Origin of the sequence: Nostoc sp. 2RC (genome assembly GCF_014222165.1) — a bacterium.
GTDB classification, from domain to species: domain Bacteria; phylum Cyanobacteriota; class Cyanobacteriia; order Cyanobacteriales; family Nostocaceae; genus Nostoc; species Nostoc linckia.
Genome location: NZ_JACKZU010000011.1, coordinates 39,532 through 52,316 on the forward strand (window position 1 = coordinate 39,532; position 12,785 = coordinate 52,316).

Here is a 12,785-nt window from a genome sequence, read left to right on the forward strand (position 1 = left end):
AAATCTAAAATAACATTAGCTATTTGGTAATTAATAATTTTCATCAAAAAATTACGAATTACCAAATAGCTACTGCGAATTATGCCTTTTTTGTTATCGCAAGATGTTACTTAGATTTAGCCTCTAAATTTTCTAGGCGACTTCTCAATTCTTGATTTTGTTGTTTGAGTTGGTCGAATTCTTCACGCAATTGACGCAGTGTTTTTTCAGAACCAATATTATTTTGCACTTTGGAAATTTCTTCTTCAGCATAGCGACGCACGCGGCCATCAGATGTTTGCTCAGCTAGCTGCTGCAAAATTCCAATTGCTTTGGATGTTTCCATTTGTCCTAATGCTGTGGCTACTGAAACTTGCGTTAAGAAGAAGGTTTCTTTGGCTAGTTCTGATAATTTTTCTAAAATTCGTTCTAAATTAACTGGACTTTGACCAACAGAAATCTGTCCTAAAGCGCGAATTGCAGTTAAACGCAAAGGTTGTGGTACGCCTAGTTTTGTGTATTCCATTAGCAGATTTAAAGCTGCTTCTGAGGTTTTAAATTCAGCCAAACCAACAATCGCACCACTCCTGACGACTTCATTCCAACCCGCCTTTTCTTCTAAAACTGATTTCAGTAGCTTTAATACCTTGTCTTCTTTGGGTTTTTCTTGCAAGTTTGCAGAAGCGATCGCCCCTAAGGCCCGACAAGCTGCGGCTTCGACATAATAGCTGGGATCGCCTTTGTGTAGTAGATCTTTGACGGCCTTGTAGCTGTCGTTGGTTTTGATTTGAGCCAGTGCTTCCACTACAGCACGTCGCACGCAAGCATCTAGATCTTTCAAACCCACAACTAAGCTATCAAATGCTTGGTCTAAGTTAATTTGCGTTAGTTGTTTCGCCACTTGCACCCGCACACCCCAGAATGGATCGTTTTTTAATGCCTTGGAGAGTGCTTTGGTTGCTTCTAAACCGCCTTTTTTGGCTAAAGCTTCCGCTGCATAGATGCGAGAAATTGGGTCGGGATCGAATTCTAATTGTGCTTTTAATTCTGGTAATTGATACTCCAAAGACACTGTTTTTAGATAATTATTCCCAACATCAAAACTGATATATTGCGGTTTATTTTCTAGTGGAAAGTAGAAACTTTGTTCCCGTTCATTTACCCGCACCGTGAAAGTTTTGAGTTGTGAGTGAGGAGTTATGAGTTTCGCATTATTTTTAACTCCTAACTCCTCACTCTTAACTCCTTGTTGTTGGGTATAGCCAAAACCAATAGGAATTTTTAAATCAAACAAATCTTTAGTGCCATTTTTACCTTCAGCAGCTTGGGTTTGAGTAACTGTAATTTTTGCTAAATTAGCATCTCCATCCCAAGAGTAAGCGATGTTAAATTCGGGATGACCTCCACGATAAACGTACTGGTCAAAAAGAAACAAAAGATTGCGTCCCGTTGCTTTTTCAATTGCTCTGAGTAAGTCTATTGTTTCTACAGTTTTGTGGGCATTATCTTGGACAAAGGTTTGAATTGCTTGCCAAAACAAATCATCTCCCAATTGGGCGCGGATCATGTGATAAACACAAGATCCTTTTTCATAGATATGGCGATCGAAAAGTTCAATTGGTTCTCGGTAAACATTTGTGACCATCGGCCGACGATAGCGGCTGCTGTCTTCACTGAGGTAGCGACGAGCCTCCAATAAACGATAGTAAGCGGCTTCTTGGAGACTATATTCATGTTCTGTCCACATCACCTCAGAGTAGGAAGCCATGCCTTCCTTAATCCAAGCATGAGACCAATGTTTAATCACCACTAAATCGCCAAACCATTGGTGCGCGAGTTCGTGGACGACTAAACCCTCGGTATTGCGATTATCTAAGGCCGCCCGTTCATCTAGCAAGCATTTATCTGTCAGCAGGGTTGTGGAAGTATTTTCCATTCCACCAAAGATAAAGTCATCGACGCAAACTTGGGCGTATTTTGGATAAGGGTAAAGATAACCATACTTTTGGCTCAAAAGTTCAATCATCCGGGGAGTTTTGCCCATACTGCGTTTAGCATCTTCCTCCCGTCCCTTTTCTACGTAGTAAGTAACTGGTTTTCCATTCCACTCATCGCGGATTTCCGCAAAATCACCTACTGCCAAAGTTATCAAATAATTGGGATGAACTTGTTGCTGCGACCAGTGGTAGATTTTGTAATCACCATCAACTGTTGTGTTAATCAGTTCGCCATTAGAAATCGCCACTAGAGGGTTGGGGACACGAACGCGAATTTCGGAGGTGGAGAGTTGTCCTGGATAGTCAAAGCAGGGGAACCAAAAACGAGAGTCTTCGTCTTCTCCTTGAGTCCAGACTTGGGTTGGTTTGTTTGGGTGATGTTTGTCTGGTTGAATAAAGTAAATACCGCGTTGTGGTTTAGTCACCGAGTAGGTGATGGCAATCAGCAAGGGTTTACTAATGCGAGTGCCTTGAGAAAGTTGAATCGAAAGCTGTTCGCCATCGTAGTCAAAATTTTGTGGCTCCTCGTCTACCTGCACAGACTCGATATTTAGATTGACAGCATCCAAAGTCAAACGGTCAATGCCATTGCGAATTGGCAATAGACGAATGCTACAACTGCCCTGACAGCTTTGCCCAGGAATATCTAAGCTCAGATCGAGAAAAATATGCTCTACTTGCCCAGGACGGTCGGGGCTGTAGTGGGGTTTTGCTCCTGGTAACTCAAAAGGTTTGTGTCCATTATTATCTGTATCAAAATAAGACTGCGACATTGATGCTTACTGACCTTGTAATCCTGAAAAGTCTGGCTTGGCTGGATGTTGTTAAGCAAAATAGCGGTGTAGTAAATGTTTTTCCCAAATAAATAGGGCAATATCGGAGTGACGGCTTCCTTTGGGAATTGCGGGATTGAAATTAATCTCACCCGAATTTTCCAATGTAGCCTACCGATCCTTGGACTTTTGTCCATATCGCTCCGCATTCACTTTTCTTGATGTTTTGCACTTTTTTGCCATCAAGTCAAGAGTCTCTTGCACCTTGGTAGATTTTCATTAAGTACAAATACTCCTAATTATTCTTATAACTTAGGATAGCTTGTCAGTGTTAATTGGGCTATTTTGTTTGAGATGAACAAGATATCATTTGCGGATTCGCTCATAATCTGGTTGGAGTCTTTTTGAGACTGATTTGAGACCGCTAATTTGAAGGATTACTAATTTTATCAGTAAATACCGACCTGAGTTAAGATTAAATACAAAATGGCTGAATATAAAGCAATTGATAATTGCGGCTCAAAAAATATCACAGGCTTAATTGCAAAATTGCTGACAATAAAGCTTTTGTCAGTAAAATCTCATATAACTGGCTCATATAACTGGAGCGATCGCTAATTCTTGCACTGTCACTTTGGATTACTCAAAAGTTTGCTATGTCTACTTCACAGCCTGCCGCTCTTTGATTAAGCAAGATGTCGCTAATGCATAGCTTCATATTCAGTTTTAAAGATTCAGACATCTTCTAAGTTAAATTAAACCTTTACTCCCTCTATCACGCTTAGAGGGGACTGGGTAGGAACAATCTTAATCAGCTGGAATTTTGATTTCTCCATCAGGATGCGATACTCTGCTTCTGTGCGTTCGCGCCCACCCGGACAAAGCACTAACATCTGTAGATCGAGGATCTTGCTAAAAGAGGCTTGATTTCCGGATGGAATGACTTGCTCTACAAGTAAGAGTTTCCCATGCTCTGGCATTGCCTCGTAACAACTCTTGAGAATAGCGATCGCTCTTTCATCATCCCAATCATGAATAATATACTTAAGTATGTAAGCATCTCCTCCTACTGGCACAGATTCAAAAAAGTTACCTGCTATTAGTTGACAGCGGTCTAAAATTCCGGCTTGTTCAATGAGTGATTTTGCTCCTTTAATTGCCTCCGGTTGGTCGAATAAAATTCCCTTCATTTTGGGATAGGCTTTGAGGATGTCGGTTAATAACTTCCCATGTCCGCCACCAACATCTACCAAAGTTTGGACATCAGAAAAGTCATAATCTAAAACTATTCCTGGGTTTTGAAGGGTTGAACTACTAGTCATAGCCTGGTTAAAGTTTTTTCCGGCTTCTGGATTTTGAGCATAGTAATCCAAAAGATTCATCCCATACAAACGCTCAAAAGCACTCTTCCCAGTCTGTATGCTGTAAATTATTTCACCCCAAGCTCGATACTGTTCCTCACCATTCATAATTACTTTCGCCTTTAGGGAGCCAGGGACATCACTCCGTAAATAATTTCCCAGTGGTGTGAGCGTAAAAAAACTGGGTTCTGTTTCCGCAAAAACTCCCATACTCGCAAGTCCCCGTAAAAGGCGATAGAGGGAACCTTCGTGAGTTGAAGTTACACTTGCCAAATCCTCACAACTCCTAGAACCATCCTTTAACAAATCGGCTATCCCTAGCTTGGCGGCTGCATAGATTGACTGGAAGATCCAACTGCCATATTTCATTTGTAGTAAAACTATTTCTGGGGAAAAATCACTTGCAATTTGAGCGTTTATTGGTTGAGACATTACATTTAGCTAAAAATTTTGACAGTTTATATCCTATGAAATCATATATGTGAAAAGCAACAATTTTCAGCAGCTAAAAAGTTAACTTTATATTAAATAACCGCTACATATAAGATGAAACTTCACTGTTACTAATTTTGTTAAAATTCACCAGATAGAACCGCACTATTAAAATAGTCCCCGAAATTGCCGTAGCCAGAATTAAACCATACCAATAACCAATGCCTCCCCAACCCAAAATCATTGTCATTAAATATCCTCCACCTAACCCAATACCCCAAAATATCAATATGTTAATTAACATAGGTACGCGAGTATCCTGTAATCCGAGTAAAGCGCCGACTCCGATTATTTGAATACCACAAGAAAGTTGATAAATTCCGGCTAATTTGAGAAAAGAAATTGCTTGACTAATGGCCACGGCATTATCGGGATTATTAATGTCCAAATAAATGCCGGCAATTCGCTGGGAAAATAACTCAAAACCCAAGGCCACAACGCTGGCAAACATTACGTAGAATGCGATATTGACAAATACCGCTCTAGTCGATCCCAAAGGATTTTTCTCTCCCATCATCTGCCCTACCCTCGTTGTCGCCGCAGAAGAAACTCCCACTGGAATTGTTAAAAAAAGGTCTGATGTCTGAATAGCAATTTCATGACCTGCTAAAGTTTCCGTTCCCAAGCTTCCCATCAACCAAGCTGTAACCATGAACAAACCAAGTTGCATTCCTAATTGGATTCCCATCGGCCATCCAGTGTGGAAAATTTTGATCGATAGCTTTAATTCAAACTTATTTAGATGGCGAAAAAGTTTGTAATCTCTGCTTTTGGGATGGAAATAAAACACCATAGCTGATGCTAAAAAACTAACCCAATAAATCAGTGTACTTCCCCAACCGATACCAGCTAAACCAAGGGCAGGAAAACCCAGGTAGCCAAACATCAGCACATAATTGGCAGGCACATTCAAGAGTAAAGAAGTAACTATAATTACGATGCCAAACTGGGGAAAATTAATCGCAGCAGCCATGCGTTTTAAATGTAAAAAGCAGAGGGCAGCAGGTAATCCCCAAACAAGAGCGTGTAAATAGCTTTTTGTCAATGCTACAGTACTTTCTTGTTGACCTAATAATGGCAAGATAGAGCCACAGTTCCATATGATGAGTATTGCAGGTAAAGAAATGGCGATCGCCAACCACAGCCCTCCAGCATTAATCCGGCTGACACGATCTATATCTTTAGCTCCAAAAGCCTCCGCAGCCAGCGCTCCTCCGGCGGTGAGAGTCCCAACACAAACAACTAATAATGTCACAAAAGTGATTGTGCCCAAAGCACCCGCAGCTAAATTTTGAGTGCCAAGTAAACCCATCATCACCGAATTTACAACAGGGATACCAGCTTCAGCTAGTTGAGCAATTGCTAAAGGAATTGCCAATCCCAGGCTAACTTTCGCTTCTGATAAAAGCTCTGACTTAAATTCTGTTAAGCTTATTTGCTTCATTAAATTGGTATAAAATTAACATTTTTCTGATATTATATCTCAGCAAACACTAAGATTTAAATCATGAAATATCAAGGATTAAAAATAAATGTTTTGTTTCCTACCTTAGTAGGAGAAGCAGAGTTCCCTGACTGTGAAGCCCTCAATCGTGATTTAGCAGCTTATGTTCGCAATCAAGAGCAAAACGGGCGGAATTACTCACAATTGACTTCAGTTAATAATGGCTGGCAATCCAGCTTAAATTTCTTAAATTCTGAATTTACTGCTATTAAAAGCCTTAAACATTTTATTAACGATCAAATCGAAATTTTTTTGAAAGAGTGGGGAAAAGTCAGTTTTAGTTCTTCTACTCCTTCAGCTTTTCAATACAACTATATAAGTTGGGCAGTGATTTTGAGACAAGGTGGTTTTCAACACGAACATATTCATACTAAAACTGACCTTGTTGGTATTTACTATGTGGAAGTTCCCACAGCCCCCTCTACCAAAACATCTGGTAACTTAACTCTTGTGGATCCCCGTAGTGGACGAGTTACTTCTCGCTCTAATTGGGAAACTGCCCACTATTCTATTTCCCCAAAACCCGGTAAGTTTCTTTTATTTCCAAGTTTCTTACCCCATAGAGTTAATCAAGTAGAAACTGCGGGCGAACGTATATCAATCAACCTAGACGTTACCTTGCGCCCCTATTCTTCTGGAAATTCTGACAAAATTTAAATCAAGAATTCAGAATTCAAAATTCAGAATACTCTACCAAGAAAGCAAAAATTCACCAGCGTCAGTTGTCGGCAAACACTCGTCAGCACTCCCTATTTCCTAATAGTTATCCTCATCGATACTCCTGGATGAGGACGCAGTGATACCAGACCGCGTGGTTTTAAAATCTCGTTTGAGGTTGATTCAAAACTACACAAGCGCAGCATCGCCGCTAAAATAATTTGTAGCTGGCTAAAGACTAATTGCCCTGCTGGGCATTTACGTGTTCCCCCTCCAAACGGAAAGTAAGCGAACGCTTGCCGTGCTTGTGAGTTTTCTAATGCAAAGCGTTCTGGAATAAACTCTTTTGGTCGTTCCCATAGTTGGATCTTTCGATGCATTGTGTAGGGTGATATGGAAATAATTGCTCCGGGCGGAATTGGTGTTTCTCCTATTCGGTCTGAATTAATTGCTTGTCTACCCAACATCCATGCCGGTGGGTATAAACGCAACACTTCCATGACCACCAATCGCATATAAGATAATTTGGGAATATCTTTAACTGTGGGTTGGCGATCGCCAATAACGCGATCGACTTCACTATATACTTGCTCTAGTACTTCTTGGTATTGCACTAATTGATAAATTATCCAACACAGTGCTGTTGCCATGCCATTGTAGCTATTCAACAATGTTCGGACGATAGTTGTTTTTAGTTGCTTTGATACCTGGGTATCAGGCGCTACTAACCTAGCACACTGCCCAATTCTTGCCGCTATTGCATTTTGCACTTCAATAGCTTCTTGATAGCTTTGTTTTATTGGTAGTAGTTCCGTGACAGAAAGATTTTGCGCCAAGTGTGATTGATTAGCGCAGTACTCTTCTATAAAATTCGTTGCACTTACAAATGCTTCGCTCCAATCTTCAGCGTCTATGTTAAAAAGAATTTTGACATAGACAGCAAACATCATTTTTTTCGTTTCGATATCAATTTGAACAGGTGCTAGTTTCGAGGATTCTTGCCATTGCAAAATAGTTACTGTCCCCGCTTTTGCTAGTTCGCTGACTATGCCTTCAAATATTTCCGCTTGATTTCCAGAGGTTCTATTTAAATTCAGCAAAAACGCACCTGTTGGTCTATATTGTCCCACCAACTCCGCGTATTGATGATATGGATTTTTGTAGTTATTTTGATTTTTGGCCAGTACATATTCAGCGTGTTCTGGTCGATTTATCAGAAAAGCTGTTTTCCCATCTACCAAGTAAGGCACTATTTCTTCATTAGTCCGACTCAAATTTAAGTAAAACGTTGCATAGTCCTTTTTATCTTTTATCGTTCCTGGCGGAATTAACTCAAATCCCCTGTTCATAGCAGTAATCTTTTTTTCTAGATTGTCTGCCTCCTCTAAAACGCTTTGTCTGTTATCTAAACACATAAATTTAACTTCAGTTAGTAGTTATATAAATTCTCTATAAATATGCGCTTAGCTCGACTTTATCCAAAATTAAAAACTTGGTTTTGTTATCCGGTAAAAACCCTGGCTTTTTGGCAAATACTTTTTCTATGTTACAGTTCATCGATGAAGTTAAAAAAGTAAAAACACCGTAACACAATGGTTTCAACTTAGGCGATCGCGTTATTAAAAAAATAGTTATGAGATTAGCCAAAATTATCAGGTTCTCATTGATATGGGGATTTAAACCTCACCTCAAGGAGAACCAATAATTTGAAAATTTGGTGGATATTTTAAGCCTTTAGTCCAATAAATGCTTCAGACAATAAAATAAGGAAAAATCTCTTTTGTCTTCTGCCTTTGTACATAAAATAAGTCAACCAAATTAGTTAGTTGTGGGTCACAACTTTCCAATAGCAGACTATTCTGACTTAAGATTCCATAATGGTGCAGGTTTAACTTACCATTGCTGGCGCAGTGTAGTTATAAGATGCTGCGGCTTCTGGCGCAGTGTAGTTGTAGGACGCTGCTTCTGGCGCAGTGTAGTTATAAGATGCTGCGGATTCTGGTGCAGTGTACCGATAAGCAGGTGCCGATTCTGCCCCACTGTAGTTATAGGAGGCTGCGGATTCTGCCCCACTGTAGTTGTAGGACGCTGCGGATTCTGGCGCAGTGTAGTTATAAGATGCTGCGGATTCTGGTGCAGTGTACCGATAAGCAGGTGCCGATTCTGCCCCACTGTAGTTATAGGAGGCTGCGGATTCTGCCCCACTGTAGTTGTAGGACGCTGCGGATTCTGGCGCAGTGTAGTTATAAGATGCTGCGGATTCTGGTGCAGTGTACCGATAAGCAGGTGCCGATTCTGCCCCACTGTAGTTATAGGAGGCTGCGGATTCTGCCCCACTGTAGTTGTAGGACGCTGCGGATTCTGGCGCAGTGTAGTTATAAGATGCTGCGGATTCTGGTGCAGTGTACCGATAAGCAGGTGCCGATTCTGCCCCACTGTAGTTATAGGAGGCTGCGGATTCTGGCGCAGTGTAGTTGTAGGACGCTGCGGATTCTGGCGCAGTGTAGTTATAGGACGCTGCGGATTCTGGCGCAGTGTAGTTATAAGATGCTGCGGATTCTGGTGCAGTGTAGTTGTAGGATGCTGCTGTTTTTGCAGAACTTGTCCAATGAGATTGGCTACCTGCCAATTCTACATTCTCTGGAAGTTCTTCGTGGATTATGTGTTTGCTCAGAACTTCTTCTGAAATACTGTAAAAATTTCCTTCCAAGTCTCGAAAAATCATAATAGTCTTCTTTTAACTGAAATTGTCCTCTATATGTTTTCAGAAGTTTAATAAAAACGCAAGGACAGTTAAGACAGTTAAGTAATTTTTAATAAAAATTTGTAGGTATTTTTTATTGATTGAGAATCAGATAATGTACTCACTAAGCCTAGTCGGTGTGAAAAAAACAAACTATATAAAAAAAAACGTTAATTGAGCTAAAATCCTATTTCCGTCTACCTACCCTGGGGCAACGTTTACACGTAGCTTGCTTCTCTGAAAGAGTACTACCTTATCCTGACGATAAATATTCACTATGACCTACTTCATCACCATTAATGACTTGGCAGTTTGGTTAGTCCCTGATATTTTAACCAACTCTTGTCTAGCAAGATAGTTGAAGAATTAGAGAAATCTTTATGTTGTAAATTTAAATTGTCTATCTCTGGAAGACATTCATAATTTCTATTAATAATATGACATTGATTGATAAAATTTTATTAGCTTGGTAATTCTGTAACTAACAATAAATTTACACAAATATTTGTAAAAAAAATCAAATATTTGAACATCTGCTGTTAAAGCAACAGCCAAGGTGGTTAGGACAATATCATGTCGCCCTAATCACTTATCAAAAAAATTCTCCGCGTAAGAGCATCCCTACCTAAGAGCGTCAGTCCTAATGATAAGTCTTTAACCGGACATGATATAAGTCCTGACTTGTACAGCCCAACGAGCAAACTCAACTTCAGCTTTTAGTTTTGAGATTTTCACCCCATGCAGCTTATCAACGAAGGTGCTGCTGAATCCTTTTGTCATGCGTTAGTCTAAACTCCAGTAGCAATGGATGAGTGAAATTATCAATAAATCCGAAAACTCTACAATGACACTTGTATAAATCTCGGTAACAATCTCAGTAAAATAGGATAGATAACAATAATGCCTGAAAGTAAATCAAAATTTCTCATTCCTGCTGTTGGTGCTGCTGTAGTGATAGTAGGAAGTATAGCGGCTTATACATTTTTAAAAGGCGGGCCATCAGGAAGTAGCTCAGATGCTCTGGGCAGTGCAAAAGTAGTACCTTCAACAGCGATGATGGCTACTTATATTACTACTGACCCTAAAGCCTGGGAAAAGTTACAGCAGTTTGGCACTCCAGAAGCACAAAAGTTAGTAGCTAAAAGTCTGGAAGATTTGAATAAGGAAATGTTCAGTGACAGTAACATTTCTTACGAAAAAGACATCAAGCCTTGGGCTGGCGGCGTGATGATTGCTCTTTTACCACCAAATCCTACCAAACCAGTACAGCTAAATTTGCCTCCTGGCGCACCTACCCCACCACCAAATGTACAGCCAGAGCCAAATATCTTGGTAGTAGTGGGAATCAAGGACAAAATCAGTGCCTTGAATTTTGCTAATAAATTGAAATCCGAAAAAGGCGTTAAATTTAAAGAATCTGACTACCAAGGTCAAAAAATTATTGAAACTACAGAAAATGGCAAAGCTACTTATAGCGTTGTTTTAGATAATAATCACTTAGTATTAGCTCCTGAAAAGCAAGCTGTAGAAAAAGCAATTGACACATTTAAAGGGCAATCTTCCTTTGCTAGTAAAGAAGGTGCAAGCAGTGTTTTTAAAGGAGTGGATGTCAAAAACAGCCTTGCTCAAATTTATGTACCAGACTATGCAGGTATGGTACAACAATTAGCAGCCGCAAATCCCCAGGCAACCCAGTTACCTCCACAAACCTTGGCACAACTAAAGCAGGTGAAATCTGTGGTGGCGGGTGTTGGTGTTGATGATGCAGGAGTGCGAGTTAAAGCGATCGCCAACTTAGATCCGCAACTAATTAAATATCAGTATCAATCAACTCCTGGAAACATAGTCGAGCAAATTCCTGCTGATACCTTCGCTTTAGTGAGTGGAAATGGCATCAGTCGTGGCTGGGAAACAGTGGTAGAACAGTCTAAAGATTCTCCAGAATTGAAGCAAGCCCTAGAACAAGTACGCGGACAATTGAAATTTGTCAATATTGACCTAGATAAAGATATTTTTGGCTGGATGAACGGTGAATTTGCCTTAGCTGCCATTCCTTCAAATCAAGGAGTATTGGCGAGTGTTGGTTTTGGAGGTGCTTTATTATTTGACACTAGCGATCGCAAAACAGCCGAAGCCACATTAACAAAATTAGATACCTTAGCCAAAACCCAAAAAATCAACATCGCCAACCGAAATATCGGTGGTAAAGACGTAACAGAATGGCAAATCCCCCAACAAGGAGCTTTATTAGCACATGGTTGGTTAGATCAAGACACAGTTTTTGTTGCCGTTGGTGGCCCTGTTGCTGACGCCATCGCCGATCGCAAAAGTGAATCACTCGACAAAAGCGAAGCTTTCAAAGCCGTTACAAGTTCTTTGCAAAAACCCAACAGCGGCTATTTCTACCTAGACATGGACAAAACTAAAACTTTGCCCGTAATCAATAGTCTCATCTCTTCCGAAGCCAATACCATCCTCGGTTCCATTCGTGGCTTTGGTATCACCGCCACCAGCCCCGACAAATCCACCAGCGAATTAGAGATGCTGTTAGCTCTCAAGCCTGCAAAATAGAGCATTGGAAGAGGACGCGGGGAGGGGGTGACGCGGGGACACGGAGAACAAGAAGACACACAAAAAGAACTCTCCGTGTCTCCCTGTCCCCGCGTCCCCGTGTCCTCTTTTCACACTCCGATTTACAAAACTTGATTATTCCGGGCTTCCAATGTCTGATTGAGCCTATCCAATGCACCAGTCAGTCTTTCCTGAGCTGCAAGCTTAGGATCTGAGAGTGGAGATTCAATAACAGCATCCTCCTGTCTCTTCAATTTTTGTAAGGCGCGAATTCCTATAAATAAGATGAAAGCAATAATTAAAAAGTCCAGAATTGCACCAAGAAACTGACCAATGGCAATTCCTGGACTTATGGTGATGGTTCTCCAATCTTTACCGGTGACACTAATTAGGGGATTAATCAATGGCATAATCACATTCTCCACCAAGGAGGTAATTACCTTAGTAAAGGCAGTGCCAATGATTACGGCGATCGCCAAGTCAACTACACTACCTTTGAGGGCAAATTCTTGAAAATCTCTGAAAAAGCCACTTGCTCTTCTTCTTGCTCTTGCCATACTTGAGACTCGATAAGTTATTCGTAGTCTTTTTTTATATGCCCCTGAAGCTTTTGCCCTCTCTGTGGAGATAGATTTTATTATTTGCCATGCCTCTGGGTAGGGTGTTGGGAATGGGGAGGTGGGGAGATGGGAAGATGGGGGAGTGTGG

The 12,785-nt window shown here is 40.7% G+C and carries 10 protein-coding genes; 3 read left to right on the plus strand and 7 right to left on the minus strand.

The genetic code is table 11. The features are described from left to right. Positions 1-106: 106 nt before the first annotated feature. Positions 107-2,749 carry a M1 family metallopeptidase gene (locus GNE10_RS02955; protein WP_185563577.1) on the minus strand — a complete coding sequence of 881 codons (2,643 nt, stop codon included), beginning with the start codon at positions 2,747-2,749 and terminating at the stop codon, positions 107-109. Positions 2,750-3,235: 486 nt separating this feature from the next. Here GNE10_RS02955 and GNE10_RS35720 point away from each other — a divergent pair, with 486 nt between their 5' ends. Then, complete coding sequence (locus tag GNE10_RS35720) at positions 3,236-3,367, plus strand: hypothetical protein (protein ID WP_260446740.1); 132 nt, start codon at positions 3,236-3,238, stop codon at positions 3,365-3,367. A gap of 137 nt (positions 3,368-3,504) precedes the next feature. On the opposite strand, the gene GNE10_RS02960 is transcribed toward GNE10_RS35720, so the two are convergent. Together GNE10_RS02960 and GNE10_RS02965 are read right to left on the minus strand one after the other, a co-directional pair. Beyond that, the gene (locus GNE10_RS02960) at positions 3,505-4,542 is read right to left on the minus strand and encodes a methyltransferase (protein WP_185563578.1); all 1,038 of its coding nucleotides are present in this window, start codon (positions 4,540-4,542) and stop codon (positions 3,505-3,507) included. A gap of 103 nt (positions 4,543-4,645) precedes the next feature. Next, positions 4,646-6,046, minus strand: a complete 1,401-nt coding sequence (locus tag GNE10_RS02965; RefSeq protein WP_185563579.1) for an MATE family efflux transporter — start codon at positions 6,044-6,046, stop codon at positions 4,646-4,648. 63 nt (positions 6,047-6,109) lie between these two features. Here GNE10_RS02965 and GNE10_RS02970 point away from each other — a divergent pair, with 63 nt between their 5' ends. Further along, entirely contained in the window at positions 6,110-6,763 is a 654-nt protein-coding gene (locus GNE10_RS02970; RefSeq protein WP_185563580.1) for a TIGR02466 family protein, read from the plus strand. A 92-nt stretch (positions 6,764-6,855) separates the two neighbouring features. Here GNE10_RS02970 and GNE10_RS02975 read toward each other — a convergent pair whose 3' ends face one another. The 3 genes from GNE10_RS02975 to GNE10_RS35725 all read right to left on the minus strand — a co-directional run bounded on the left by GNE10_RS02975 (position 6,856) and on the right by GNE10_RS35725 (position 10,286). Then, positions 6,856-8,178 carry a cytochrome P450 gene (locus GNE10_RS02975; protein ID WP_185563581.1) on the minus strand — a complete coding sequence of 441 codons (1,323 nt, stop codon included), beginning with the start codon at positions 8,176-8,178 and terminating at the stop codon, positions 6,856-6,858. A gap of 473 nt (positions 8,179-8,651) precedes the next feature. Continuing rightward, positions 8,652-9,488, minus strand: coding sequence for a hypothetical protein (locus GNE10_RS02980; RefSeq protein ID WP_185563582.1), 837 nt, complete (start codon positions 9,486-9,488; stop codon positions 8,652-8,654). Positions 9,489-10,160: 672 nt separating this feature from the next. Continuing rightward, on the minus strand, positions 10,161-10,286 hold the full coding sequence (locus GNE10_RS35725; protein ID WP_260446743.1) for a hypothetical protein: 126 nt from the start codon (positions 10,284-10,286) through the stop codon (positions 10,161-10,163). Positions 10,287-10,406: 120 nt separating this feature from the next. Between GNE10_RS35725 and GNE10_RS02985 the strand changes: the two genes are divergently transcribed. Beyond that, positions 10,407-12,077, plus strand: a complete 1,671-nt coding sequence (locus GNE10_RS02985; protein ID WP_185563583.1) for a DUF3352 domain-containing protein — start codon at positions 10,407-10,409, stop codon at positions 12,075-12,077. A gap of 122 nt (positions 12,078-12,199) precedes the next feature. On the opposite strand, the gene mscL is transcribed toward GNE10_RS02985, so the two are convergent. Further along, on the minus strand, positions 12,200-12,785 hold a 586-nt coding region (gene mscL, locus GNE10_RS02990; RefSeq protein ID WP_260446745.1), incomplete at its 5' end, for a large conductance mechanosensitive channel protein MscL.

What these genes read in the sequence shown, in the direction of transcription:
- GNE10_RS02955 (WP_185563577.1), bottom strand. Translation starts at nt 2,749, where the DNA reads ATGTCGCAGTCTTATTTTGATACAGATAATAATGGACACAAACCTTTT.
- GNE10_RS02960 (WP_185563578.1), bottom strand. Translation starts at nt 4,542, where the DNA reads ATGTCTCAACCAATAAACGCTCAAATTGCAAGTGATTTTTCCCCAGAA.
- GNE10_RS02975 (WP_185563581.1), bottom strand. Translation starts at nt 8,178, where the DNA reads ATGTGTTTAGATAACAGACAAAGCGTTTTAGAGGAGGCAGACAATCTA.
- GNE10_RS35725 (WP_260446743.1), bottom strand. Translation starts at nt 10,286, where the DNA reads ATGACAAAAGGATTCAGCAGCACCTTCGTTGATAAGCTGCATGGGGTG.
- GNE10_RS02980 (WP_185563582.1), bottom strand. Translation starts at nt 9,488, where the DNA reads ATGATTTTTCGAGACTTGGAAGGAAATTTTTACAGTATTTCAGAAGAA.
- GNE10_RS02970 (WP_185563580.1), top strand. Translation starts at nt 6,110, where the DNA reads ATGAAATATCAAGGATTAAAAATAAATGTTTTGTTTCCTACCTTAGTA.
- GNE10_RS02965 (WP_185563579.1), bottom strand. Translation starts at nt 6,046, where the DNA reads ATGAAGCAAATAAGCTTAACAGAATTTAAGTCAGAGCTTTTATCAGAA.
- GNE10_RS02985 (WP_185563583.1), top strand. Translation starts at nt 10,407, where the DNA reads ATGCCTGAAAGTAAATCAAAATTTCTCATTCCTGCTGTTGGTGCTGCT.
- GNE10_RS35720 (WP_260446740.1), top strand. Translation starts at nt 3,236, where the DNA reads ATGGCTGAATATAAAGCAATTGATAATTGCGGCTCAAAAAATATCACA.